The organism is Microbacterium sp. Root180, from assembly GCF_001428485.1.
Lineage (GTDB): Bacteria > Actinomycetota > Actinomycetes > Actinomycetales > Microbacteriaceae > Microbacterium.
In genome coordinates, this window is sequence record NZ_LMHS01000001.1 from 119,308 (window position 1) to 144,635 (window position 25,328).

Annotated in this window: 21 protein-coding genes; 7 read left to right on the forward strand and 14 right to left on the reverse strand. The window is 71.4% G+C overall.

Annotated elements, in window-relative coordinates:
* Nucleotides 1–50: 50 nt before the first annotated feature.
* The 8 genes from ASD93_RS00570 to ASD93_RS00605 form a co-directional block, all read right to left on the reverse strand.
* Nucleotides 51–1,367 carry an aspartate aminotransferase family protein gene (locus ASD93_RS00570; protein WP_056117591.1) on the reverse strand — a complete coding sequence of 439 codons (1,317 nt, stop codon included), beginning with the start codon at nucleotides 1,365–1,367 and terminating at the stop codon, nucleotides 51–53.
* Between the two features lie 151 nt (nucleotides 1,368–1,518).
* Nucleotides 1,519–2,700: an ABC transporter substrate-binding protein gene (locus ASD93_RS00575; RefSeq protein WP_056117593.1), complete on the reverse strand. Its 1,182-nt coding sequence runs from the start codon at nucleotides 2,698–2,700 to the stop codon at nucleotides 1,519–1,521.
* A 55-nt stretch (nucleotides 2,701–2,755) separates the two neighbouring features.
* Nucleotides 2,756–3,586 carry an ABC transporter permease gene (locus tag ASD93_RS00580; protein WP_082569087.1) on the reverse strand — a complete coding sequence of 277 codons (831 nt, stop codon included), beginning with the start codon at nucleotides 3,584–3,586 and terminating at the stop codon, nucleotides 2,756–2,758.
* Nucleotides 3,583–4,407, reverse strand: a complete 825-nt coding sequence (locus ASD93_RS00585; RefSeq protein WP_056117595.1) for an ABC transporter ATP-binding protein — start codon at nucleotides 4,405–4,407, stop codon at nucleotides 3,583–3,585. The genes ASD93_RS00580 and ASD93_RS00585 overlap by 4 nt, the downstream gene beginning before the upstream one ends.
* Nucleotides 4,404–5,333 carry an ABC transporter permease gene (locus ASD93_RS00590; RefSeq protein WP_056117597.1) on the reverse strand — a complete coding sequence of 310 codons (930 nt, stop codon included), beginning with the start codon at nucleotides 5,331–5,333 and terminating at the stop codon, nucleotides 4,404–4,406. The genes ASD93_RS00585 and ASD93_RS00590 overlap by 4 nt, the downstream gene beginning before the upstream one ends.
* Nucleotides 5,330–6,346, reverse strand: a complete 1,017-nt coding sequence (locus tag ASD93_RS00595; RefSeq protein WP_056117599.1) for a TIGR03842 family LLM class F420-dependent oxidoreductase — start codon at nucleotides 6,344–6,346, stop codon at nucleotides 5,330–5,332. Before ASD93_RS00595 ends, ASD93_RS00590 begins: the two co-directional genes overlap by 4 nt.
* Before the next feature lie 16 nt (nucleotides 6,347–6,362).
* Nucleotides 6,363–7,796 carry a dihydropyrimidinase gene (hydA, locus tag ASD93_RS00600; RefSeq protein WP_056117602.1) on the reverse strand — a complete coding sequence of 478 codons (1,434 nt, stop codon included), beginning with the start codon at nucleotides 7,794–7,796 and terminating at the stop codon, nucleotides 6,363–6,365.
* An 11-nt stretch (nucleotides 7,797–7,807) separates the two neighbouring features.
* Nucleotides 7,808–8,656, reverse strand: a complete 849-nt coding sequence (locus ASD93_RS00605) for a nitrilase-related carbon-nitrogen hydrolase (RefSeq protein ID WP_056117605.1) — start codon at nucleotides 8,654–8,656, stop codon at nucleotides 7,808–7,810.
* A 239-nt stretch (nucleotides 8,657–8,895) separates the two neighbouring features.
* Between ASD93_RS00605 and ASD93_RS00610 the strand changes: the two genes are divergently transcribed.
* The gene (locus ASD93_RS00610) at nucleotides 8,896–10,068 is read left to right on the forward strand and encodes a sensor histidine kinase (protein ID WP_056117607.1); all 1,173 of its coding nucleotides are present in this window, start codon (nucleotides 8,896–8,898) and stop codon (nucleotides 10,066–10,068) included.
* Nucleotides 10,065–10,703 carry a response regulator gene (locus tag ASD93_RS00615; RefSeq protein WP_056117609.1) on the forward strand — a complete coding sequence of 213 codons (639 nt, stop codon included), beginning with the start codon at nucleotides 10,065–10,067 and terminating at the stop codon, nucleotides 10,701–10,703. The genes ASD93_RS00610 and ASD93_RS00615 overlap by 4 nt, the downstream gene beginning before the upstream one ends.
* Before the next feature lie 85 nt (nucleotides 10,704–10,788).
* On the opposite strand, the gene ASD93_RS00620 is transcribed toward ASD93_RS00615, so the two are convergent.
* A complete protein-coding gene (locus tag ASD93_RS00620; RefSeq protein ID WP_056118979.1) occupies nucleotides 10,789–11,478 on the reverse strand; it encodes a hemerythrin domain-containing protein in 690 nt (229 codons plus the stop codon).
* Between the two features lie 138 nt (nucleotides 11,479–11,616).
* Between ASD93_RS00620 and ASD93_RS00625 the strand changes: the two genes are divergently transcribed.
* Together ASD93_RS00625 and ASD93_RS00630 are read left to right on the forward strand one after the other, a co-directional pair.
* Complete coding sequence (locus ASD93_RS00625; RefSeq protein ID WP_056117611.1) at nucleotides 11,617–12,399, forward strand: ABC transporter ATP-binding protein; 783 nt, start codon at nucleotides 11,617–11,619, stop codon at nucleotides 12,397–12,399.
* Nucleotides 12,396–13,862: an ABC transporter permease gene (locus ASD93_RS00630; protein ID WP_056117614.1), complete on the forward strand. Its 1,467-nt coding sequence runs from the start codon at nucleotides 12,396–12,398 to the stop codon at nucleotides 13,860–13,862. The genes ASD93_RS00625 and ASD93_RS00630 overlap by 4 nt, the downstream gene beginning before the upstream one ends.
* A 123-nt stretch (nucleotides 13,863–13,985) precedes the next feature.
* On the opposite strand, the gene ASD93_RS00635 is transcribed toward ASD93_RS00630, so the two are convergent.
* Nucleotides 13,986–14,501, reverse strand: coding sequence for a hypothetical protein (locus tag ASD93_RS00635; protein WP_056117615.1), 516 nt, complete (start codon nucleotides 14,499–14,501; stop codon nucleotides 13,986–13,988).
* Between the two features lie 165 nt (nucleotides 14,502–14,666).
* On the opposite strand from ASD93_RS00635, the gene ASD93_RS00640 reads away from it, so the two are divergent.
* On the forward strand, nucleotides 14,667–15,305 hold the full coding sequence (locus ASD93_RS00640) for a 2-phosphosulfolactate phosphatase (protein ID WP_056117617.1): 639 nt from the start codon (nucleotides 14,667–14,669) through the stop codon (nucleotides 15,303–15,305).
* Here the strand turns inward: ASD93_RS00640 and ASD93_RS00645 are convergent, their stop codons facing one another.
* The 3 genes from ASD93_RS00645 to ASD93_RS00655 all read right to left on the reverse strand — a co-directional run bounded on the left by ASD93_RS00645 (nucleotide 15,306) and on the right by ASD93_RS00655 (nucleotide 17,439).
* Nucleotides 15,306–15,794: a SprT-like domain-containing protein gene (locus tag ASD93_RS00645; protein ID WP_056117619.1), complete on the reverse strand. Its 489-nt coding sequence runs from the start codon at nucleotides 15,792–15,794 to the stop codon at nucleotides 15,306–15,308.
* A 29-nt stretch (nucleotides 15,795–15,823) separates the two neighbouring features.
* Entirely contained in the window at nucleotides 15,824–16,351 is a 528-nt protein-coding gene (locus ASD93_RS00650; protein ID WP_056117621.1) for a hypothetical protein, read from the reverse strand.
* A 224-nt stretch (nucleotides 16,352–16,575) separates the two neighbouring features.
* Nucleotides 16,576–17,439 (reverse strand): spermidine synthase, encoded by an 864-nt coding sequence (locus ASD93_RS00655; protein ID WP_056117622.1) that lies wholly within the window; start codon nucleotides 17,437–17,439, stop codon nucleotides 16,576–16,578.
* Nucleotides 17,440–17,492: 53 nt separating this feature from the next.
* Here ASD93_RS00655 and ASD93_RS00660 point away from each other — a divergent pair, with 53 nt between their 5' ends.
* Complete coding sequence (locus ASD93_RS00660) at nucleotides 17,493–18,248, forward strand: LamB/YcsF family protein (RefSeq protein WP_056117623.1); 756 nt, start codon at nucleotides 17,493–17,495, stop codon at nucleotides 18,246–18,248.
* Nucleotides 18,242–19,819, forward strand: coding sequence for an urea amidolyase family protein (locus tag ASD93_RS00665; RefSeq protein ID WP_235566842.1), 1,578 nt, complete (start codon nucleotides 18,242–18,244; stop codon nucleotides 19,817–19,819). The genes ASD93_RS00660 and ASD93_RS00665 overlap by 7 nt, the downstream gene beginning before the upstream one ends.
* Before the next feature lie 16 nt (nucleotides 19,820–19,835).
* On the opposite strand, the gene ASD93_RS00670 is transcribed toward ASD93_RS00665, so the two are convergent.
* A complete protein-coding gene (locus tag ASD93_RS00670; protein ID WP_162253376.1) occupies nucleotides 19,836–25,106 on the reverse strand; it encodes a DUF4062 domain-containing protein in 5,271 nt (1,756 codons plus the stop codon).
* Between the last annotated feature and the right edge of the window lie 222 nt (nucleotides 25,107–25,328).

The following is a 25,328-nucleotide window of genomic DNA, read 5'->3' on the forward strand; positions in this document are numbered from 1 at the left end:
TGTTCCTGCCCTCCAATGGGAAGCCCTCCTCGTGAGAGGACGCGCACGCGTCAAGAGAGGTCCTCTTCGACGCTCGTCAGAGCTTCATCGTAAATCGACATGGCCTGCGCCACTTCGTCGTCGGTGACCACGCACGGCGGCACCACGTGTATGCGGTTGTCGGCGGCGAACGGCATGAGGCCGCGCGACGACATCTCCTTCTTGAGCCGGCCGATGACGTCGGTGCCGACCGGCTCGCGGGTCGCGCGGTCGCTGACGAGCTCGATCGCCCAGAAGACGCCCTCGCCGCGCACCTCGCCGATGAGACGGTGCTTTTCGGCGAGGCCGGCCAGTGCGGGGCCGATGACGTCGTCGCCGATGCGGCGGGCGTTCTCGACGATGCCCTCGTCCTCCATCGCATCGATCGAGGCGATGATGGATGCCGCCGCCAGCGGGTGTCCGGAGTAGGTGAGCCCGCCCGGGAAGACGCGGTCGTCGAAGGTGGCCGAGATGGCGTCCGAGATGATCACGCCGCCCACGGGCACGTAGCCGGAGTTGACGCCCTTGGCGAAGGTGATGAGGTCGGGGACGACGTCGTAGCCCTCGAAGGCGAACCAGCGGCCGGTGCGGCCGAAACCGGCCATGACCTCGTCGAGGATGAGCACGATGCCGTAGCGGTCGCACAGCGCGCGCACGCCGGCGAGGTAGCCGGGCGGCGGCACGAGGATGCCGGCGGTGCCGGGCACCGACTCCAGCAGGATCGCGGCGATCGTCGCGGGGCCCTCGGACTGGATCACGCGCTCGAGGTGGTGCAGCGCGCGGGCCGACTCCTCCTCGGGAGTGGTCGCCCAGAACTCGCTGCGGTACAGGTAGGGGCCGAAGAAGTGCGCGTGTCCGCGGGAGTACTGGTTCGGCATCCGTCGCCAGTCGCCGGTCGCGACGATGGCCGCGCCGGTGTTGCCGTGGTAGGAGCGGTAGGTCGACAGGACGGTATCGCGGCCGGTGTGGAGGCGGGCCATGCGGATGGCGTTCTCGTTCGCGTCGGCGCCGCCGTTGGTGAAGAAGACCTTGGCGAACCCATCGGGCGCCTTGTCGAGGATGCGCTGCGCCGCGCGTCCTCGGACGAGGTTCGCCGTCGCGGGTCCGATGGTGGCGAGCTCGGCGGCCTGCGCCTGGATCGCGGCGACGACGGCCGGATGCTGGTGCCCGATGTTCACGTTGACGAGCTGACTGGCGAAGTCCAGCATCCGATTCCCGGCGTGGTCCCACACGACGGTGCCCGATCCACCGGCGATCACGGGCAGATCGAGTCCTGCCTGCGCCGACCAGGAGTGGAAGACGTGGGCACGATCGAGCGACTTTGCCGTGGCGTCGAGGTCTTCGGGCATGGCGGTCCTTCCTGTGGCGTGATCCCCCTAGCTACGCTCGTCGGTCGACGCTCGACGGTCAACCGACGATCGCAGTCGGGCACACCGCCTTGTCAGACGGAATGTCCGGTCGCACCCCTCTGGAAGGGGTGCGACCGGACGGGATGGCTGGCTACTGGCCGCCCTCGGTCAGGACGACGTCGATCGGCGTGTACTCGCCGCCGACCTCGACCCCATCCTCCGCGAGTTCGGCGAGAGCCTGCTCGATGTACTCGTTCGAGAAGGCGGATGCCGCGGGCTCGGTCGTGATGAGCTCGAGGCCGTCCTGGTTGACGGCCGAGAGCGCGCCCGCGACCGTCCTGTCCCACGCCGTCTGGTCGACCAGGCCGAAGTCGGCTCCGGTCCAGATCAGCTTGTTGACCTCGTTCATCTGCCACAGCTGATGCACGGGGCCGACCGGGAAGGCGGCTTCGGCGTTCGAGGCGATGTCGTAGACGATCTCGGCCGCCTCCTCGGGATTGTCGCGCGCGAAGATCCAGCCCTTCGTCACGGCCTTGAGGAACCGCACCGCGGCGTCGGCGTAGGCCGGGTCATCCGCGAGGCGCTGCGTGTCGGCCCAGATGGCGTCCTGCAGCATGGCCCCCTCGGTGTCCTGGTACGACACGACGTCGAAGTCCTCGGGCTGGTACAGCTCGCCCGTGTCGGGGTTCACGACCTCGAGGATCTGAGCCCACTCGTTGTACGTCATCGCCTGGGCGGCGTCGACATCGCGGTCGAGCAGGGCGTTCATCGAGAAGTCCTGCGTCGTGATCGACACCGTGCTCGCGTCGAGGTCGTCCGCGGCCATGGCCGCGAAGATCTCCCACTCGTTGCCGAAGCCCCACGAGCCGATGCGCTTGCCCTCGAAGTCGGCGACCGACTCGATGCCGTCGCCCTTCCAGGCGACCTGCATCGTGCCCGACTCCTGGAAGACCTGGGCGATGTCGGTCAACTCGACGCCGGTGGCCTCGAGCGTGCCGAGGACCTTCGGGACCCACGCGATCGCGAAGTCGACGTCGCCCGCGACGAGCGCGTCCTGCGGGACGATGTCGCCGCCGGACGGAACGATCTCGACGTCGTCGAATCCCTCCTCCTCGAAGTAGCCCTGCTCCTGCGCGACGTAGTAGCCGGCGAACTGAGCCTGCGGCAGCCACTGCAGCTGCAGCTTCACCGAGGTCAGCGGTTCGAAGTCCTCGCCGCCCCCTCCGTCGCCGCCGTCGCCGGAGTCCCCGGACCCGGAGCACGCGGCGAGTGCGAGCGCTGCGATCGTGAAGACGGATGCCACGGCGATGCCGCGTCTGGTGCTGTGTCTCATGCTGATCCTTTCGTGTGGTGCGTTTCTCTCGGTGTGGAGCTGACGGTGGAGGGGGTCAGTGGCGCGAACGCCTCGTCGCCAGCCGCTCCAGGAGCGAGGTGACGAGGAAGAACACGAGGCCGATGATGATGCCGCCGACGACGTACGCCCATGCGAGGGCGGCGCGCCCCGATTTCGCGTAGGTCGCGATCGCCGTGCCGATGCCGTCGGCGGGGCCGCCGAAGTACTCGGCGACGAGCGCCGCGATGACGGCCAGCGAGCTCGCGATGCGCAGGCCCGTCATCAGGTAGGGGAGGGCGGTGGGGAGGGTGAGGATGCGGAAGGTCTGCGAGCCGGAGGCGCCGGATGCGCGCATCAGGTCACGATGCACGGGCCGGGTCTGCCGGAGGCCTCGCAGCACGTTGACGAATACGGGGATGAACGCCGCGATCGTCGCGACCGCCTGCCGGCCGAACTGGCTCGACGCGCCGAACATCGTGTTGAGGATCGGCGTGATCGCGACGATCGGGATCACGGCCAGCGCCGAGATCAGGGGGGCGAGCATGCCGTCGATCGGCCGCGCGGCCGCCGCCAGCGCCGCGAAGAGGATCGCGAGGATCGAGCCCGCGACGAGGCCGACGAGGGCGTTCGTCGCGGTCACCGCCATGTCCTCGGCGATGATCGGCCAGCGCAGCACGAACTCGGCGGCGATGGCGACCGGACTCGGCAGCATGCGGGGCGCGGTGCCCGAAGCCACCCAGATCGTCCAGACCGCGAGGATGAGGAAGCCGACGATGATCGGAGCGACGATCCGCAGCCATCCGGGCAGCGGCTTCTCGTCGGAGGCGCCCGCCCGCGGCTTCCGGCCCGTCGGCGGCGGGAGGATCGTGGTCGCCGCGTCAGTCATCGCTCGTTCGCCCTCTCGATGCGGGTGCCGTGCAGCGCCTCGCGGACGGCGGTGACGCGGTCGAAGTAGGTGGGCGATTCGCGCAGCCCCTCGTCGCGCACCGAGCCCAGCCCCGTCGTGATGACGTCGGTGATGCGGCCCGGTCGCGGGCTCATGACGACGACCCGATCCGACAGGAAGACCGCCTCCGGGATGGAGTGCGTCACGAAGACGACGGCCGCCCCCGTCTCGCCGGCGATGCGGGTCAGCTCGGACTGCAGGTACTCCCGCGTCATCTCGTCGAGGGCGCCGAACGGCTCGTCCATGAGGAGCAGCCGTGGCCGAGCCGCCAGGGCGCGGGCGATCGCGACGCGCTGCTGCATGCCCCCCGAGAGCTGGTCGGGGTAGCGGTCGATGAACTCGGTGAGCCCCACGAGCTCGGCGAGCTCCGTGACGCGCGCGGCGCGCTGCGCCTTGCCGCTGCCGTGCAGCTCCAGTGGAAGGCCGATGTTGGCGGCGACCGTGCGCCAGGGCAGCAGGCCCGCCTGCTGGAACGCGATGCCGTAGTCCTGATCGGCGCGAGCGCGAGACGCGGGCTTGCCGAAGATCTCGAGCGTGCCGCTGGTCGCCCCGTCGAGATCGGCGATGAGGCGCAGGAGCGTGGACTTGCCGCATCCGGAGGGCCCGATCAGGGAGACGAACTCGCCCTCGCCGACCTCGAGGTCGACCTCGGTGAGGGCGACGACATCGCCGGTCTTGGTCGGGAAGACCTTGCCGACGCCGGCGGCCCGCACGGCGGACCGGGCGGCGGCGCTCTCGTCGAGAGTGTGGGGAAGGGTCATGCCGGAGCTTCTCCTCTGCGGTAGTTGGCGAGCCCGAGCCCGATGACGGCGACGGATGCTGCGGCGATGAGGCCGAGCGCGATCGAGCCGAACGTCGGCCCCCACGGCGCAGCGGGGTCGCTGGAGGCCTGACCGGCGAGCTGGATGAGCATGCGTCCGATGCCGCCGCGCATGCCGATGGACACCTCGGCGACGACGGCGCCGAGCACCGCATTGGCGGCCGCGAGGCGCAGGGCCGGGAGCAGGTGCGGGACCGCTGCCGGCAGGCGCAGGCGCAGCAGGGTCGGCCAATACCCGGCGGCATAGCTCTGCATGAGATCGAGGTGGATGCGATCGGGGGAGGCGAGGCCTCGGAGCACGCCGATCGCGACGGGGAAGAACGCGAGGTAGGAGGCGATCACCGCCACCGACAGCCACTGCGGCCACGTTCCGCCGCCGCGGTCGATCTGGTTGCCGATCGCGTTCACCACCGGCGCGAAGGCGATGAGCGGCACGATCTGGCTGACGACGATCCACGGCAGCAGCCCCCATTCGACGAGGCGCCACCGCTGCATCACGAGACCGAGGATCGCGCCGACGGCGACCCCGATGATCCAGCCGACGGCCGCGATGCCGAGGGTCACGAGGGCGGCGCTCGCGACGGACACCCACAGCGGCGGGGTCTCACCGCCGCTCGTCGGCAGGAACAGCCGCGTGACCATGTCCCACACATGGGGCATCGCGCGGTCGTGGGTGCGGGGGAGGATCATGACGCCCGATCCGGCTTCCCCCTCCACGGCGCCGATCACGACGCCCTCTTCGGGACCGATGAACTTGTACAGCTCCCACAGCACGAGCACCGCGAACACGCCGAGAGCGCCCCAGCCGACGACGATCCACCCGCGCAGCTCGCCCTGTCGCCGGGCAGTCCACCCGATCGGCCTCATGTCTTGGCCGTCACGTGCGCCGAGAGCGCGGGGATGACCGTCTCGCCGTAGACGCGGAGGGTCTCCTCCTTGCTGTCATGCTGCAGGTATCCGGCGAACTGGGTGACGCCGAGCGCCCGCAGCTGCTCGAGCTTCGCGATGTGCTCCTCGGCCGTGCCGAGGATGCAGAACCGCTCGACGATCTCGTCCGGCACGAAGTCGACGTGATCGTTGTCGGCCTTGCCGTGCGTGTTGTAGTCGTAGCCGTGGCGGCCCTCGATGTACGCCGTGAGCGCCTCCGGGACCGCGCCGTGCTCGCCGTACTTCGCGACGATGTCGGCGACGTGGTTTCCCACCATGCCCCCGAACCAGCGGCACTGGTCGAGCATGTGCTGCCGATCCGCGCCGATGTACATCGGGGCGGCGACGCAGAACGAGATGGCGTCGGGGTCGCGACCCGCGGCGGCTGCGGCATCCTTCACCGTCTTGATCATCCACGCGGCGATGTCGACGTCCGCGAGCTGCAGGATGAAGCCGTCGCCCACCTCGCCCGTCAGCTTGAGCGCCATCGGCCCGTAGGCGGCGACCCACACCTCGAGCTCCGATCCGCGGCTCCACGGGAACTGCAGTGTCGCGCCTTTGTACTCGACCGCCCGCGAGTTCGCGAGCTCGCGGATCACGTGGATCGACTCGCGCAGCTCGGCCATCGTCACCGGCTTGCCGTTGGTGACGCGCACCGCCGAGTCGCCGCGTCCGATGCCGCAGACGGTGCGGTTGCCGTACATCTCGTTGAGCGTCGCGAAGACGGATGCCGTGACCGTCCAGTCCCGGGTGGCGGGATTCGTCACGAACGGCCCGACGGTCACCCGCTTCGTGGCGCCCAGGATCGCCGAGTGGATGACGTAGGGCTCCTCCCAGAGGAGGTGCGAGTCGAAGGTCCACACGTGGCTGAAGCCGTGGGCCTCGGCCAGCTGCGCGAGCTGCACCGTTCTGGCGGCGGGCGGGTTGGTCTGGAGGACGACGCCGAAGTCCATGATTCTCCTAGGTCCGTCAGATGAGGTACTGCGACAGGCCGCGCTTGAGGAAACGTCCGTCGCCCTTGGCGCCGAGGTACCGACCGTCGTCGACGATGACCTTTCCGCGCGAGATCACCGTGTCGACGTGCCCGTCGATCTCGAACCCCTCCCAGGCGGAATGGTCCATGTTCATGTGGTGGGATGCCGCGGAGATCGACGTGTGCCCGTTCGGGTCGTAGACCACCACGTCACCGTCGGCGCCCGGCTGGATCACACCCTTGCGGCCGTACAGGCCGAACATGCGCGCCGGCGTGGTCGAGGTGAGCTCGACCCACCGCTCCAGCGTGATCTTGCCGGTCACGACGCCCTGGTACATGAGGTCCATGCGGTGCTCGACGGATCCGATGCCGTTGGGGATCGCGCGGAAGTCGTCGAGACCGAGCTCCTTCTGACCCTTCATGCAGAACGGGCAGTGGTCTGTCGAGACCATTTGGATGTCGTTCGTGCGCAGGGCCTGCCACATGTGGTGCTGGTGGCCCTCGCCGCGGCTGCGCAGCGGGGTGGAGCACACCCACTTGGCGCCCTCGAATTGGCCCCACTCCTCGCTGAACGCGCCGAGCTGCTCCTCGAGTGACAGGTACAGGTACTGCGGGCAGGTCTCGCCGAACACGTTCCAGCCCTGATCCCGCGCCCAGGCGATCTGCTCGACGGCCTGCTTCGCGCTCACGTGGACCGTGTAGAGGGGTGCGCCGGTGAGGTTGGCGAGCATGATCGCGCGGTGCGTCGCCTCCTCCTCCATCTGCCAGGCGCGCGCGATGCCGTGGTAGTACGGCGCCTTCTTGCCCGCCTCCGCGAGCTGCGCGGCGAGCACGTCGATCGCGGGCCCGTTCTCGGCGTGCATCATCGTGAGCAGGCCCGTATCCGCCGAGACCTGCATCGCCTTGAGCACCTGGGCGTCGTCGGAGTAGAAGACGCCGGGGTAGGCCATGAAGAGCTTGAAGCTCGAGACGCCCTCGTCGAGGAGTCCGCGCATCGCGAGCAGCGAGTCGTCGTCGACGCCGCCGATGATCTGGTGGAAGCCGTAGTCGATCGCGCAGTTGCCGCGCGCCTTCTCGTGCCAGGCGGCGAGCCCGTCCTGCACGCGCTCGCCGTACTTCTGCACGGCGAAGTCGATGATGCTGGTGGTTCCGCCCCAGGCCGCGGCCCGCGTGCCCGTCTCGAAGGTGTCGGACGCGGCGGTGCCGCCGAAGGGCAGCTCCATGTGGGTGTGGGCGTCGATGCCGCCGGGGATCACGTACTTGCCGGCGGCGTCGATGACGGTGTCGACGGATGCCGCGACATCCGTCCCGAGCAGCTGCGAGCCCGGGGCGAGCACGGCGACGATGGTCTCGCCGTCGATGAGGACGTCCGCCTCGCCGCGGCCCGTGGCCGAGACGACGGTGCCGCCCGTGATGAGTGTGGTGGTCATGATCCGTCCCCTTACGGCTTCGCGATCCGGGTGTAGGAGTCGGGGCGGCGGTCGCGGTAGAACTGCCAGTCGTCGCGCATCTCCCGCACCATGTCCAGGTCGAGGTCGCGCACGAGCAGCTCTTCGTGCTCACCCGAGCCGCGCTCGCCGACGAAGTTGCCGCGCGGGTCGATCACCTGGCTGGTGCCGTAGAAGTCGACGGCGAGGTCGCCGTACTCGTTGTCCTCGCGGCCGACCCGGTTGGGCTGGAGCACGAAGTAGCCGTTCGCGACGGCGGCGGCCGGTCCCTCGACCTCCCACAGCCGGTTGGAGAGGCCGGGCTTGGTGGCGTTGGGGTTGAAGACCATGTGCGCGTCGTTCAGGCCGAGCTCGCGCCACCCCTCGGGGAAGTGTCGGTCGTAGCAGATGTACATGCCGATGCGGCCCACCGCACTGTCGAAGACGGGGTACCCGAGGTTGCCCGGGCGGAAGTAGAACTTCTCCCAGAACCGGTCCAGGTGCGGCAGGTGGTGCTTGCGGTAGATGCCGAGGGTCGTGCCGTCGGCGTCGACGAGCACGGAGGTGTTGTAGTACACGCCGGTCTCGGCCTCTTCGTAGATCGGGAGCACGGTGACGACCCCGAGCTCCTTGGCGACGTCGGCGAAGCGCTGCACGATCGGACCGTCGACAGCCTCGGCGAACCGGTAGTACTTCTTGTCCTGGGTGATGCCGAAGTAGGGGCCGTAGAACAGCTCCTGGAAGCACACGACCTGTGCTCCCTGCGATGCGGCGTCACGAAGGAAGCCTTCGTGCTTGTCCAGCATCGACTCCTTGTCGCCCGTCCAGGTCGTCTGCGAGATGGCTGCGCGTACCGTCGTCATGGTGTCTCCGTCCGTGCTCGATCGAGGTCCTTCGGGCTCGGACCGGCGGGGATGGATCGATGGAGCAGTCCCGCTCCCGATCTTGTCGAGTCGACGTTTCCCGTCGGTTTCGGCCTGTGACGCGACAGTAAAGCCTCACGCGGACGCTGGCAATGGTTGGCTGGGCAAACCATAGGAATCCGCGCCGGATACATCGCAGGACGGATGCCGCGGCATCCGCTCTCGCGTACCGTGAAACGGTGTTCCGCCCGCTGAAGACGTACCAGCTCGTCACCGACGTGGTGGTCGCCGGCTTCTTCGCGCTCACCGCTCTGGTGGTCGAGCTCCAGCTCGCGCGCGGATGGGACGGCGATTATGCCGCCGCCGTGCTGGCCGCCGTCCTGGTCACGATGCTCTTGTCGGCGGCGCTTGCGCTGCGCCGGCTGTCCCCCGCGCTCGCGCTCGCACTGGCGTGGCTCGCTGCGATCGTCCAGATGTCGTTCGGTCGCCCGCCGAGCCCCGTCGACTTGGCGATCTTCGCGGTGCTCTACGCCACGGCGGCGTACGGCTCGCAGCTGGTGTTCTGGCTCGGCTTCGCCTCGTCGTTCGTCGGCGCCCTGGTGATCACCGTCTACCTCGTGATCGGGCCGTACTTCGGATCGGGCGGCGTCACGTGGAGCTCGATCCCGATCGCGCTCGCCGTGCTCGTCGCCGCCGGGTTCGCTCTGCTGCTGTCGTGGACGGTCGGCGCACTCGTGCGCACCGGGGTCCGCGCCCGCGAGAACCGTGACGCGCAGCAGCGCGCGGAGGCCGAGGCCGTCACCGAGCAGGAGCGGGTGCGCATCGCGCGCGACATGCACGACGTCGTCGCGCACTCGCTGGCCGTCGTGATCGCGCAGGCCGACGGCGCACGGTACGCCTCCGCTGCCGACCCCGCCGCCGCCACCACCGCCCTCGGCACCATCTCGACGACGGCGCGCGCCGCGCTCGCCGACGTGCGGCTGCTCCTGACGCAGCTGCGCCACAGCCAGGGGGACGGGCCGCAGCCGATGCTCGCGGACCTCGAGGAGCTCTACGCGCACGTGCGCGACGCCGGGGTCGAACTGCGTGTCGACGTCGATCCGGCGCCGAACGGCGAGCCGCCCGCGGCCGCGCAGCTGGCGGTCTACCGGATCCTGCAGGAGGCGCTCACCAATGCCCTCCGACACGGAGACGGCGGAGCCGTCGACGTGCGTCTGGCGTGGCATCCGTCGCTCGTGGAGCTCGAGGTGCGCAATGCCGTCGCCCACGCGGCGCCGCCGACCGAATCGCCCGGGCACGGGCTCATCGGCATGCGCGAGCGGGCGCAGCTGGCCGGTGGCCGACTCGACGCGGGCCTCGAGGAGGACCGGTTCGTCGTGCGGGCGCAACTCCCGATCGGGGCCCCGGCATGATCCGCGTGGCCCTCGTGGACGACCAGGCGCTGTTCCGCGCGGGCATCCGCATGCTCGTCGACTCGCAGCCCGACCTCGAGGTCGTCGCCGAGGCGTCCGACGGTCGGGAGGCGCTCGACGTGGTCCGGGCGACGCGTCCCGATGTGGTGCTGATGGACATCCGGATGCCGGTGATGGACGGTCTCGCCGCCACCGCCGAGCTCCTCGCCGACGCCGATCCGCCGCGCATCGTGATGCTGACGACCTTCGACCTCGACGAGGCCGCCGCGCGCGCGATCCGTCAGGGCGCGAGCGGGTTCCTGCTCAAAGACGCCGACCCGGAGTTCCTCCTCGCCGCGATCCGCACGGTGCACGCCGGCTCGGCCGTGATCGCAGCATCCGCCACCCGCGACCTGTTCGCGCACTTCTCGGATGCCGCTCCCCGGCGGGTCCCCGACAGCTACGGCGAGCTCACCGAGCGCGAGCGCGAGATCTTCGCCCTCGCCGCCCGCGGCCTCTCCAACGCCGAGATCGCGGCGCGGGAGTACTTGAGCGAGGCCACGGTGAAGACCCACATCAGCCGGATCCTCGCGAAGCTCGGCCTGCGCGACCGCGTGCAGCTCGTCGTGTTCGCCTTCGAGCACGGCCTCGCCTGAGCGGGGGGCCTTTCGTCTCGTCGCTTCGCTCCTCGCTCAACGACCGACGTCCGGTCGTTGAGCGAGCGGAGCGAGACGAAACGTCCTAGCGGCCTTCGAGGGAAGCCCGGTGCGCGGCGTACTTCCGCCGGCCGATCAGCCGCCACGCGAGGCGTCCGGGAGCGGGCATGTGCTTGTGCAGCCACTCGTCGCCGCCGTCGGGCTGCGAGGCGAGGATCTCGCCGAGCTGCTGCCAGGTCTGGCCCTTGGGGACGGCCTTGCGGCCGTGCTCGGCGAACCACTCGACCTCGGGCTGGGTGATCGTGTGCTCCATGACGGGCACGATGTTCGTCTCCTCGTCCGGGAGGTGCACGGCGAGGGCCGCGTTGATGCCGTCCAGTGCGGCGAGCACGGCCGCGGCATCCGACCCGCTCGCCGATCGCCGCCACGCGGGAAGGGTGCCGTCGAGGGAGATCAGGTGCGTGAGCATCTCGGCGTGCTGCGCCTTCATGCGCTCGACGTGCGCCGCGCACGAGGGGGCGCGCTCGTCGAGAGCCGGCCACAGTCGCTCGTCCTCTCCGTCGTGGTGGGCGTGCAGGCCGATGGACAGCGTCTCGAGCTGCGTGGCCACGATCTCGGCGTGCGCCGAGTCGCCCTCGGACACCCGGCGCACCAGATCGGGGCCTTCGCCGAAGCCGCGGCGGAACATGCGATGGATCTCGGCCATGCCGCTCGCATCGCAGGTCTTCGGGCCGTCGGGCAGGGCTCCGCTCGGGGGCAGGGGCGTCGCGGGCATGCGGGTCTCCTCGTCGTCGAGTCCTGCCGCGACGATAGCGCCGGGCGGCCTCGCGCCGGAAGAGATCATCCTCGAGATGTACGCGGATGCCTCGCCTGGCCGATGCGCGCGCCCGGTGGCGGTTCGTAGCGTCGAAGCATGGAGATTTCAACCACCGACCTGGGCCTGGCCGCCCGGGTGCAGCAGCTCACGAAGACCTACGGCGCCGGCGAGAGCACGGTGCGGGCGCTGGACGGCGTTTCGGTCGGCATCCGTCGTGGCGAGTTCACCGCGATCATGGGGCCCTCCGGCTCGGGCAAGTCCACCCTGATGCACATCATGGCGGGCCTGGACGCTCCCTCGTCGGGCCGAGCGTGGATCGGCGACACCGATATCACCGGCCTCTCCGACCTCGAGCTCACGATCCTGCGCCGCCGGCGCGTCGGGTTCGTGTTCCAGGCGTTCAACCTCGTGCCCACACTCGACGCGCTCGGCAACATCCTGCTGCCGTTCGACCTCGACGGCCGCCGCCCCACCGCCCTCGAACGTGCCCGCATCGACGGGCTGATCGAGACGCTCGGCCTGACACCGCGCCTCGCGCACCGTCCGCACGAGCTCTCCGGCGGGCAGCAGCAGCGGGTGGCGATCGCCCGGGCGCTCGCCACGGCGCCCGACCTCGTGTTCGCCGACGAGCCCACGGGCAACCTCGACTCCCGCAGCGGGCGCGAGGTGCTGGGGCTCCTCGCCACCGCGAGCCGCGATCACGGCCAGTCGATCGCGATGGTCACGCACGACCCGGTGGCCGCCAGTCACGCAGACCGCGTGCTGTTCCTCGGCGACGGCCGCATCGTGGCCGACAAGCCGCGCCAGAGCGCCGAGGAGATCTCGGCCTACATGCTCGCGACCGAGCTGGGCGCGGGCGAGCCGGCGGTGGCGTCGTGACCGCCGTCGCCGGGCCCGTCTCTGCCGAGCGGATCCCGCGCGCCGCCTCGTCGCGCCTGTTGTGGCTGCGCGAGCGCGGAATGGGGGCGAGCGTGCTCGTCGCGACCATCTCGAGCGCCTTCGGTGCGGTGCTGCTCACGGCGACGGGATACCTCGCCGCCATCCTGCGTGCCGACCCGTACATCGGCCAGAGCGAGGTGCTCGCCGCCGTGCTGATCATCCTGAGCATCATCCTCACTGGCGTCGCCGTCTACGTGGCCGCGATCGTGACGGCCAACACCTTCTCGACCGTGGTCGCCGGCCGCACGCGCCGGATCGCGCTGATGCGGCTCATCGGGGCGTCCGCGCGGTCTCAGCGCGCCGAGGTCGCTCGTCAGGGCCTCGTGGTGGGCGTCATCGGCGCCGTGCTGGGCCTCGTCGTCGGCACGGCGATCTCGGCCGCCGGCATCGCTCTCGCGGAGTTGCTGCTGGGCATCGACGACGTCGGCTACGGCGTCGTGCAGGGAGTCCTCGTGATCCCCGCGATCATCGTGGCGCTCACGACCTGGGCGGCGGCGTGGGTCGGTTCCCGTCGCGTGCTCTCCGTGACCCCGCTGCAGGCGCTCGGCGGCTCGGTCGAGGCGACGCACGAGTCGCTCGCGGGGCACCGGGCGCGCAACGCCGGCGCGATCGGGCTGTTCGCGGCCGGCGCGGCGCTGCTCGCGGCGGGCATCGCGCTCGGACTGCTGACCCCGCTCGGGGTGGTCGTGGCGTTCGTCGGCGGGCTGCTCTCGTTCACGGGCCTCGTGCTCGGCTCGACGCTGATCATGCCCCCGGTGCTCCGCCTGGTCGGGCGACTCTTCGGGCGCTCGGCGACCTCGCGCCTCGCGGCCGAGAACGCGCTGCGCTACCCGGAGCGCTCGAGCCGCATGGCGATCGGCGTCGTCATCGGAGTCACGCTCGTGACGATGTTCGCCGTCGCGCTCGAGACGGTGAAGTCCGTCGTGACCGCGTCGGCGGGCGGTCAGGTGGACACCGAGTTCAACACGATCATCGACACGTTCGCGGGCATCATGATGGGCCTCGTCGCGGTCTCGGCGGTGATCGCGGCCGTCGGGCTCGTCAACCTCCTGACCATCGGCGTCGTGCAGCGCAGGCGCGAGCTGGGACTCCTGCGCTCGCTCGGACTGTCCACCGGTCAGGTGCGTCACATGGTGCTCCTCGAGGCGGCGCACATCACGATCGCCGCGGTGGCGACCGGTCTCGTCTTGGGCACCGCCTACGGCTGGGCGGGCGCGCAGTCGCTCCTCGGCTCGGTGCAGGTGCCGCCGCTGTGGCAGTCGCCGACCTTCGTGGCTCCGGCCGTCCCGTGGATCCCCGTCCTCCTCATCGTCGTCGCGACCGCGGTGCTCACGCTCGTGGCCGCAGTCGTGCCCACGCGCCTGGCGACCCGCGTGGCACCCGTCGAGGCGCTGGCGGACTGAGACCCGTCAACGCCGGTCGGCCACACTCATCGGTCGATTGTGCGGGCGAATGCGCGCCCGTCAGGGGACTTGAGCGCGCATTCGCCCGCACAAACGGATCTGTCGGGAAGGGTGAGGGCCGGGTCAGATCGCGGGATCGGCGTCGTCGGCGAGGTCGTGGGCCCAGGTCGGTGCGAGCGCCCGGATGCGCGCGCCGCGCCACTGCCACGCGCTCCACAGGACCGGCCACAGGATGGGGGCCGTCCGGCCGCCGATCACGAGGCGGTCGCGCCACAGGGTGCGGCCCGGCTCTCCGGGCGCGGGGGAGACGGCCATCTGGTGGTCCCACACGCCGAGACTCGACAGCGGACCGGTCAGGGGGATGCCGCTGTCGCGGAAGATCCGCACGCGTCCGGCCGGCTCGTCGACCTCGCGCTCGCTGACGTGGATGAGCTGCTGCCCCGCGGGCACCTTGCCGAGAGCAGAGAGCTGGACGGGGACGTCGTCGCCGGGCGACCAGGATGTCGGCAGGCCGTCGGGGATCATCGGCTCGAGATCGAGGAGCGGTCCGTAGAGCTCGGCCACGGCGCGCGGCGAGTGCACCGCCCGCCACGCGGCATCCGGGTCGCAGTCGATCACGAGCTTGAGCAGGATGCGCATGCTCCAGTCTTGCACCGGGTGACTGCTCGGGCGTCGTTGCGGCTCTGCTCCCTGTCGGTTCATCCCACGATCTCGGTCGCTCCCGTCACGCCGGCGTCGCCCGTCCAGCCGACGTCGCCCGTCCAGCAGACGTGCCAGGGGGCGCACCACGCCTACCCTGGAGGGATGCCCGCCGCCGCGTCCTCGTTCGATCAGTCCTCGTATCAGGTGCGCTTCGAATGGGGCGCCAGCGGCCTCGCCCGCCTGGCCCCGTCGGACATCGTCGTCGTCGTCGACGTGCTCCGCTTCTCCTCGACGGTGATCCAGGCGGTCGAGCGCGGGGAGGACGTTGCGCTCGACGGCGCCGCCCACGCCGTCTCGATCAACGGCGCGTCCGTCGCGGCGGCGGCGACCGGGCTGGTCGTGCTCGGCGGCCTCCGAAACGCGGCAGCCATCGCCCGCGCGGTCCTCGCCGAGCAGGAGCGCCGGGGCGTGCGCACCAGCATCGCCGTCATCGCGTGCGGTGAGCGCACGTCGCGTGATCCCGACGCGCCCGTGCGGTTCGCGGTCGAGGATCTCCTCGGGGCCGGAGCCGTGATCGCCGCGCTCGCGGATCTCGGCGTCGATCACTCCTCGCCGGAGGCCGCGGTCGCCGGCGAGGGCTTCCGTGCCCTGCGCGGCGCGGCGAAGCACCTGCTCACCGCGAGCGGGTCGGGCCGCGAACTCGACGCGGCAGGTGCGCGGGACGAGGTGCTCGCGGCGGCGGCCGTGGACGCGGCATCCGTCGTCCCCGTCCTGCGCGACGGGGTGTTCACCGCCCTGTGATCAGCGCGGCGTCTTCGCGGCGAGGCGCGTGGCGGGGGTGATCTCGCGTCGCGTCCAGGAGAAGGCGAAGCGCTCGTCGAATCGCGGCGCGCACTTCGCGCACGACGTCGGCCTCGTCGCCCGGCGGTGGCGGTAGGCGACGTGCCCGGAAGGGCAGACCCCGATCCACGGCGCGAGCTCGGTCGCCGTCTCGCCGCGGTGGGTGGTGCCGCCGACATATCCGAGCTCGCGGGCGATGGCCTTCCACCGCGGACCGTGGCCCGCCGAGGGACCGGCGAGCGCGTGTGCCACCTCGTGCAGCAGCGTCTGGTGGTTGTCGTCGTCGTCGTGCCGGGCGGCGAGGTAGCGCGACACGCTGATGCGCCGGCGCGTGTAGTCGCACAGGCCCGCGCGCCGCTTGGCGTTGTCGAACCCGAACGACCAGGTGTCGTCGAGGTGCGCTGCGATGAGGGCTTCGGCCCAATGGCGCACGCGGTGAAGATCCGACATGGAGGGAGACTAGGCCGAGCCGCCGACAGTCAGCTGGCGACGGATGCCGCGGCTCGGCGGCGGTCGGCGGCATCGATGGCGAGCAGCGTCGACTCGAGCTGATCGTCGGGCGCGCCGGACTCCTGGCGCAGGAACAGCGCCCGCTTGAAGTCGCGGCGTGCGGCGTCGAAGTCACCGGCCTCGTAGGCGACCTTGCCGCGGTGCTGGACTGCGAAGGCGGCGATGCCGGCCCACCCCTGGCCCTCGGCCTCTTCGGCGCAGGTCGTGAGCTCCTGGTCGGCGGCGGCGTACGCGCCGCGCGCCTGCAGCACCGTGGCGTGGAGGATGCGCGCGCGCAGCAGGTCCTTGCGCGTGCCGGCCATACGGGCGACGCGCACAGACTGCTCCGACACGACGAGGGCGTCCTCGGTCCGCTCGAGCACCTTCAGCAGCCAGACCCGCTCGAGGAGAGCGGGAAGGCTGCGCTGCTCGCCGATCTCGTCGAGACGTTCGCGGCAGTGACGAGCGTCGACTTTCTCGCGCAGGGTGTCGGGGTCGTACCCGCGGATGTAGCTCACAGCGACTCCCTTCGCATGCGGTCGTTCGTTCGTTCCAGTGTGCCTCGCGCGACGCGGTTCTCCGGCTGTGGCACGCCGAGCCGCGGTGCATGTCCCGATTTCGTCCACAAGGGCGACCGGGAACGAGCGAAATCGGGACACGACCGAGCGAAATCGGGACACCGACCGAGCGAAATCGGGACACGGCCGAGCGAAATCGGGACACCGACCGGAAGCCGGTCGCGTCACCGGTCGAAGACGGATGCCGAGGGCTTGGGCGATGCGGTGGCGTCGGCGTCGGTGGCGATGCGCGCCCCGCGCGCGAACTCGACGACCTCGTCGCCCTGCGTGACCTTGGCGGGGTGGGGTCCTGCCGCCATGAGACGTGGCAGCCACTGCGTGGGCAGGGGTGCGCGGGACGCCGCGATCACGAGGTTGCCGAAGCGCCGCCCCTTGAGGGTCTGCACCTCCGCGAGCACGATCAGGTGGTCGAGCACGGTCGCGATCGTCGCCACCTGTCGCCGTGCGAACGCGAGTCCTGCGCCGTCGGCGACGTTCACCAGCAGCACGCCGTCGGGAGCGAGGAACCTCGCCGCCTCGGCGTAGAACTCGACCGTCGTGAGGTGGGCGGGGGTCTGCGCACCCGAGTACACGTCCGAGACCACGAGGTCGGCGGCGCCGACGAGCCCGGCCGGGAGCCGGCCGAGGCCCTCGCGGGCGTCGCCGATGCGCACGCGGATCGATGCGCCGCGGGGGAGCGGAAGGTGCTCGCGCACGAGGTCCCACAGCGCGGGCTCGAGCTCAATGACCTGCTGGCGCGACCCCGGCCGCGTGGACTCGATGTAGCGCGGGATCGTGAGCGCGCCGGCGCCCAGGTGGATGGCGGTCAGCGGCTGTCGCGGCATCCGGAGCCGGTCGATGACCGCGCCCATCCGCGCGATGTACTCGAAGTGCAGGTGCGTGGGGTCGTCGAGGTCGACGTGGGACTGCGGGGTGCCGTCGACGTCGAGCTCCCACCCACCGCCGTACGCCGAGGTCACGACGCGCGCGAGGGTGCCGTCCGAGAGCCTGACGGCGGGAGCGGATGCCTCGTCCCTGCCTCGCGCCATGCGCTCCACGTTAGCCCTGCCGGTCCTCGGCGCGTCGCCGCTAGCGTGGAGCCATGGCGGCCATCGACCTCAACGCCGACCTCGGCGAGACCGTGGACGGCGCACCCACCGCGGATGACGAGGCGATGTTCGCGGTGATCTCGAGCGCGAGCGTGGCGTGCGGCGGACATGCGGGGGATGCCGCATCGATGCGTGACTGCGTCAAGCGGGCCGCTCGGCACGGGGTCGCCGTCGGTGCGCATCCCTCCTATCCCGACCCTGCGGGCTTCGGCCGCCTCCCCATGACGATGGCGCCCGATGAGCTCGCTGCGTCGGTTGCCGTGCAGCTCGGCGCCCTCGTCGCGGCCGGCGCCGACGTGCGGTACGTCAAGCCGCACGGCGCGCTCTATCACGCAGTCACGAGCGACCGGGCGCAGGCCGATGCCGTCGCCCGCGCGATCGTGGACCAGTCCGAGCTGCTCGGCCGACCGCTGCCGGTGCTCGGCCTCGACGGCGCCATCTCGGCGGCCGCGGCGTCGGTCGGACTCCCCTTCGTGCGCGAGGCGTTCCTCGACAGGGGGTACACGTCGGCCGGCGGCCTCGTGCCGCGGACGGCACCCGGTGCACTGCTCCATGATCCTGAGGAGGTGGCCGCCCGTGCCGTGCGCCTCGTGCGGGAAGGGGTCGTCGTCGCCGTCGACGGCACGCTCGTCGCCGTCGACGGCGCCTCGCTGTGCCTTCACGGCGACAGCCCGGCGGCGGTGGCGATGGCCCGGGCGGTGCGCTCAGCGCTCGACGCCGACGGAATCGAGGTGCGGGCGCCGTGGTGAACGCCCGCGTCCTGCCCATGGGCGAGCGTGCGTTCCTTCTGGAGACGGACTCGCTCGCCGAGGTCGTCGCCGTGCACGCGGCGCTCGTTTCGTCCCGCCCGCACGGCGTGATCGATGTGGTCCCCGCCGCGCGCACCGTGCTGGTCCGCATCGACCCGAGCCTGCTGCTGCCGTCCGCGGCGCGATCGTGGGCGGTCGCGGCAGCCGTCGGTGCCGACGGCGGGACGATCGGCGACGGCCCGCTGATCGAGCTCGACATCGCCTACGACGGCGCCGACCTCGCCGACACCGCGGAGCTTCTCGGAATCAGCACGGACGAGCTCGCCGGCCGCCACGCCGCCGCCGACTGGACCGTCGCCTTCACGGGCTTCGCGCCCGGCTTCGGATACCTCGTGAGCGAGGACTGGCCCTTCGACGTGCCGCGACTGGCGTCACCGCGCACCCGCGTGCCGGCCGGTGCCGTAGGCCTCGCCGGCCGGTTCTCGGGCGCCTACCCCCGCGAGACGCCCGGCGGGTGGCGACTGATCGGGACGACGGACGCGACGCTGTTCGATCCGGATGCCGCCTCCCCGGCTCTTCTCGCGCCGGGAGCGCGCGTGCGGTTCCGGCGCCGGGAGGACGCCGGGCGTCGAGAAACGAGGAGACACGCCGAGGGTGCGCCGTCTCCGGACGGCGGCAGCGCCGAATCTCCTCAATTCTCGACAGGATTCGAGGTGGTCGAGCCGGGGCTGCTCTCGACGCTGCAGGATCTCGGCCGCGCCGGGGCGGCATCCCTCGGCGTCGCCGGATCGGGAGCGCTCGACCGCGCCGCGCTGCGCACCGCCAACCGGCTGGTCGGCAACGCCGAGCCGGCGACGTGCGTCGAGGTGACGATGGGCGGCCTGCGCGCCGTGGCCGTGCGCGATCTGTGGTTCGCGGTGACCGGCGCGTGGGGGCCGATCCGGCTCGCCGGCCGCGAGGTCGATCCCTACGAGGCGCACGCCTGGCCCGCCGGCGCGGAGCTGCACCTCGACTGGTTCGCGCACGGCGCGCGTGCGTATCTCGCCGTGCGTGGGGGCCTCGACGGACGCGCCGTCCTCGGATCCCGCTCGGCCGACCTGCTCGCCGGTCTCGGCCCGGCGGCGCTGCGGCCCGGCGAGGGCGTGGCTGTGCGCAGCGACGCATCCACCCCGATCCCGGTCGCGCCGCCCGCCCCGTGGGGCGCGCCTCACGACGACGAGGTGACGCTCGAGCTCGCGCCCGGCCCGCGCGCCGACTGGTTCACCGCCGCCGCGCAGGCGGCTCTCTTCGACGCCGTGTGGACCGTGTCGAACCAGGCCGACCGCATCGGCGCGCGCCTCGACGGGCCGCCGCTCGCGCGCTCGCGCACGGACGAGCTGCCCAGCGAGGGCATGGTCCCCGGGGCGATTCAGGTCCCGCCGAGCGGGCGCCCGACGATCCTCCTCGCCGACGGGCCGGTGACCGGCGGCTACCCCGTGATCGCCGTGGTGACGGATGCCTCGCTCGACCTCGTCGCACAGGCGAGGCCGGGCACCCGCATCCGCTTCCGTCACGCCCGCCGATCCGCATAGGTGTGCGCGTCACCCCTCACCAGTGGCGCAAGGCCTCCTCGACCTCGGCGTGGTGGGACGGCGGCAGAGCGAGGAGCACAGCCTCGGCCACGCGCATCTCGCCGCCGGCGGCCTCGCCGGCGGCGACGCTCTCGGCCTCCTTTCCGCGCAGGATGTCGAGATACGGCGTGTGGACCGTGAACGCCTCGGCGTCGAAGATGCCGATGCGGCGCCGGATGACGCCCGCCGCGACGGCGAGCGCCGCCGCCCGCCAGGCCTCCCCGCGCGCAGCGGCGACCCCGCACACGCCCTCGAGTCCGTAGGCGACGCCCTCCTCGTAGTGCAGGCGCACCGACAGCAGCAGAGTGCGGACGAATTCGTCCTCGGCCTCGTCGAGGCGCCCGAGCTGGAAGCTCAGCCTCGACCAGAGGTTGCCGGCGACCGAGGTCGTGAAGAGGTCGCCGCGCGCCGAGGCGATCTCCTTCGCGCGGTCGAAGTGGGCGAGCGCCTCGTCGGTGTCGCCGCGGACCCAGGCGAGGCGCCCGAGCGACACCTCCGTGATCGCCTCGGCCCAGCCGTTGCCGAGTTCGCGCAGCTTCGCGACGGCTTTGCGCAGCTCCTTCGCGGCCTTCCCCGCGTTCGGGTCGCGCAGCTGGACGCGCGCGGTCGCGCGCGCGGCGAGCGCCATGGCCGCGGCATCCTCGTCGCCGCTCTCCGTGAACAGGCGCACGCACTCACCCAGGCCCGCGACGACCTGTGCGCTGGGGCGCTGCCACATCTCGCCCCACAGTGCGAGGAACCAGGCGACGGCCCGGGTGTGCTGCGTGATCGGGCGGTCGTGCTGCTTCTCCAGGAGCTCCAGCATCCACACGCGCACTTCGGCGAAGAAGCCCGAGATCCACCAGTAGATGAGCAGGCTCCATGCGAAGTCGCCGGCGTCGTCGAGACGGTCGGTGTACACGAGATGCCGCACGGCCGCGCGCAGGTTGGGCAGCTCGAGTCCCAGCTGCACGACCGCGTCGGCCTGGTCCTTCCCGCCGAGGCCCGGGGCGATCTTCCGGACGAGCTCGAAGTAGTAGTCGGCGTGCGCCGCCCTCACGCGATCCGCTTCGCCCCGGGCCTTGAGCCGCCCGAGTGCGTACTCCCGCACGATGGCCAGGAGGGAGAAGACCGCGCGTCCGCCGATCTCGGTCTGCTTCACCAGCGACCCGTCCACGAGCGCGGCGAGTCCGTCGATCTCGCGCCCCTCCCACGACCGTCCCACGCCGATCGCCTCCACGGCATCGAGCGTGAAGCGGGTGGCGAAGACGCCGAGGTCCTCGAGGAGCTCGCGTTCCCATTCGGGCAGCAGGCTCACGCTCCAGTCGATGGTGGCGCGCATCGTCCGGTGGCGTTCGGGCAGGTCGCGCACCGCCGCCGTGAGCAGCGGCAGGCTCTGCTCGAGACGGTCCGCGATCCCCGCAGGCGTGAGGATGCGCACCTTGGCCGCGGCCAGCTCGATCGCCAGCGGCAGGCCCTCCAGGCGCCGGCAGATCGCGGCGAGGTCGGCGGCGTTCTCCTCGGTCACGTCGAATCCGGGCTTGATGGCCTGCGCACGGTCGACGAACAGGGCGACGGCCGCGGACCGCGTCGAGCGATCCAGGCTCGCAGGAGCGTCCCGCGGTGGGGTCGAGAGCGTCGGCACCTCGAACACGCGCTCTCCGCGGATGCGCAGCACGATGCGGCTCGTGACGAGGAACGTCGCCGTCGGGGCGACCGTGTACAGGCGCACCAGGACGGGCGCGGCATCCACGATCTGCTCGAAGTTGTCGAGCACCACGAGCACCTTGCGATCGGCCAGGGCGTGAGAGATCCGCTCCTCGAGCTCGGCTTCCCCGTTGTCGCGGATGCCGAGGGTGTACGCGATCGTCGGGAGCAGCAGGCCGGTCTCGAGCACGCCCTCGAGGAGCACGAAGTATGTGCCGTCTGGGAAGAGGTCCTCGGTCGCGAGCGCCGTCTCGATCGCGAGCCGGCTCTTCCCGATGCCTCCTGGGCCGATGAGGCTGACGACCCGGTCCGTGGCCCGGGCGAGCAGATCCCGCACCCGGGCGATGTCGCCCTCGCGTCCGATCGTCGTCGTGTAGGGCACCGGGACGCGAGCGACCAGTGCGGACGCGGATGCCTCGGGGTCGGGGTCCTCGACCATGCGCGATTCGTCGAAGCGTTCGGCGAGGATCATGGCGAGGTCGTCGGCGACCTGGTCTTCGAGGTCGTCGGGGGAGTGGAAGTGGAGGTAGGCGGCGGTGTCGTCGGTCTGGATGCGGGTGATGAGGTCGTTGAGGCGGTCGTCGCGGTGGTCGGTGTTCTTGATGTAGATGAGTTTGGGCATCGAGCGGGGGGCGAGGTCGTATTCGTCTTCGAGGCCGGAGATCTCTTCGTCGGGGGCGACCCAGCCGTAGGAGGAGCCGTAGATGCCGATGAACACGTCGCTTTGGGCGAGGTAGGAGCGGTAGAGCTCGCGGGGCGGGTGGGGGCGGGCGCCGAGTTCGAACATGACCGGGGCGAGCCGCATCCGTTCGATGGCGCTCTTGACGGCGCGACGCTCGTCGGCGAGCTCGCGCAGGGTCGAGCTGACGAACACCCGGATCCGCTGGTCGGGGGTGCGGATCGCGGGGTGCTGCACCCCAGTCATGGGACCGCTCTCGCCATCACTGTTCGCACGGGAGTCGTCCGCTCGCGGAAGCGCCGGCACGTGCGCGAGCGCGTACGCGGCCGCCTCGGAGGCCGACAGCGAGCGTCCGCGCGCGAGCGCCGCGGCGACGACCTCGTCTTCTCCGCCCGCCGCCGCGAGATAGCGGAGGTGGAACACGAACTGCGGAGCGTCGAACATGGTCAGTCGCTCGCGGGTGTTCGCGGCGGCGCCCGCGAGCACCGCCGCCTGCTCGACGTCGCCGCGCAGCGAGGCGACCGCCGACAGCCCCTCGATGGCGTACGCGATGCCCTCGTCGTGGTCGAGCTCCATCGACATGCGCATGGCCTCGGTGAACCCGAAGGCCGCGGCATCCGTCTCGCCCGCCAGCAGGCGCACGCGCGCGAGGTGGTGGGTGGCGACCGACAGGCCGAAGATCCCGCCACCGTCCCGGGCGGCAGCGGCCGCTTCGGCGAATCGCTCAGCCGCACCGTCGGCGTCGTCGAGCGCCCACGCCAGGCGCCCGAGTGCAATCAGCGTCAGGGTCTCCGCCCAGCGATCGCGGCGCTCATGGAAGAGCCGTGCGCAGCGCTGCAGATCGGCATACGTCGACGCGACGTCGGGGTCGCCCATCGTGATGCGTGCGAGCCCGGCCGTCGCCTCGGCCAACGTCTGGCCGAACTCGTCACCGCTCTCGCGGAACAGCTCGGCGGACTCCCGGAGTCCGGCGACGATGCCCTCGCGCTGATCGGTGCGCCACATCTCCGACCACAGGAAGAAGAAGCGGGCCACCGCCCGGGCGCGCGCGGACATGTGCGGCACGGCGGCGAGGAGTTCTTCCATCCACACCCGGACCTCATAGAAGTACCCGCGCAGCCACCAGTAGATGTACAGGCGCCACGCGATCTCAGTCGCATCGTCCGCGTTCGCCGAGGCCGTGAGGTGGCGCACCGCGGTGCGGAGATTGCCGCGCTCGAGGTCGAGCCGACGCGTTGCCCCCCGCTGGTCGACACCCCCCAGCAGCGGAGCCGCGCGGCCCGACAGGTCGAGGAAATAGGCCGCGTGGGCGTCGCGCAGCAGCTGCTCGTCGCCCGCCTCGCGCAGCCGTTCCACGGCGTACTCGCGCACGATCACGAGCATGGTGAAGACGGCCTCGCCGTCGGTCTCGGACTGTGACAGGAGCGAGTTGTCCACGAGCGCCTCGAGGGCGTCGACAGGGCGCTCGGCCCACGGGCGCCCGGGTGCCACCGCTTCGACAGCGTCCAGCGTGAACCCGGCGGAGAACACGCCGAGATCGCGCAGCATCGCGCGTTCGTGCTCCGCGAGGAGCCCCGCCGACCATTCGATCGTCGAGCGCAGCGTGCGCTGCCGCTGCGGAAGATCGCGCGCAGCATCCCCGAGCACGGAGGTCGATCCGTGCAGTCGCGAAAGCACCGCGTCGGGGGTGAGCAGACGCATGCGCGCCGCAGCCAGCTCGATGGCCAGGGGCAACCCGTCCAGCTGCCGGCACAGCGCGATGACCGACGGCGTGTTCGCGGAGGTCAGCGCGAAGTCCGGCTTCACCGCCCGCGCACGCTCGACGAACAGCTCCACCGCCGGCGACGACGCTGCGCGCGACACCGAATCGGGCGCATCTGCGTCGGCGGTCGGCAGGGGCGGCACGTCGTAGACCCGCTCGCCGCGCACGCGCAGCACGGCCCGGCTCGTGACCAGGAACGACGCCTCGGGCGCGAGGGTGTACAGGCGGACGAGCTGAGCGGCGGCATCCACCAGCTGCTCGAAGTTGTCCAGCACGAGGAGCACGCGTCGCGACGCGAGGGCGAGGGCGAGCCGGTCTTCGACGGCAAGGTCGCCCCCGTCGCGGATGCCGAGCGCGTACGCGATCGTGGGCAGCAGCAGCCGAGGCTCGAACACGTTCTCGAGTCCGACGAAGACCGTGCCGCCGGGATAGTGGGGGCCGGCGGCCGCTGCCACCTCGAGCGAGAGCCGGCTCTTGCCGATCCCGCCGGGACCGAGCAGCGTCACCACGCGATGCTCGCCCGAGGTGAGGAGCCCGACCACCTCGGCGACCTCGCGCTCGCGCCCGATGATGCGGCTGTACGCCGCGGGCATGGGCGTCTCCGCGCGGGGCGCGGTCTCGACGGCGCGCGAGGCGTCGAATCGTTCGGCGAGGAGCACCGCGAGATCCGCCTCGACGAGCTCGGCCAGCTCCGCCGGGCTCGCGAACGACTTGTACGACGCGGTGTCGTCGTCCTGGATCAGGTGCACGAGAGCCTGCAGGCGCTCGTCGCGGGTGGCGCTCTCGCGCAGATAGATCAGCTTCGGCATCTCCGGCGGCGCGAGGCGGTACTCGTCCTCGAGCCCCGAGATCTCCTCGCCCGGCGCGACCCACCCGTAGCTCTCGCCGTAGACGCCGACGAACACGTCGCTCTGATCCAGGTAGGACCGGTACAGCGCGCGCGGCGGGTGCGGGCGCGCCCCGAGCTCGAACATCACCGGCGCCAGTCGCAGCGCCTCGATCGCCCCGCGCGCGGCGCGACGCTCGTCGGCGAGCTCGCGCAGGGTCGAGCTGACGAACACCCGGATCCGCTGGTCGGGGGTGCGGATCGCGGGGTGCTGCACCCCAGTCGCTCTCGCCATCACCGATTTCTCAGCGCCCGTCCGCGGCCGGGCGCGGTTATACCGCAGCATCCGAAGGTCGTCAAGGACGCCGCTGGACACGGCGCGCCATCCGGCGTATAGTAGGTCCTTGCGCTCTTGGATTCCCCCTGCCCTCATATGGTGGTCGGCTGTGCCTGCGCCCCCTCCCTTCATCGGCGAGGCGTGGCGCGCGGGCAATCGGGGACGACGACTGAGCACTCC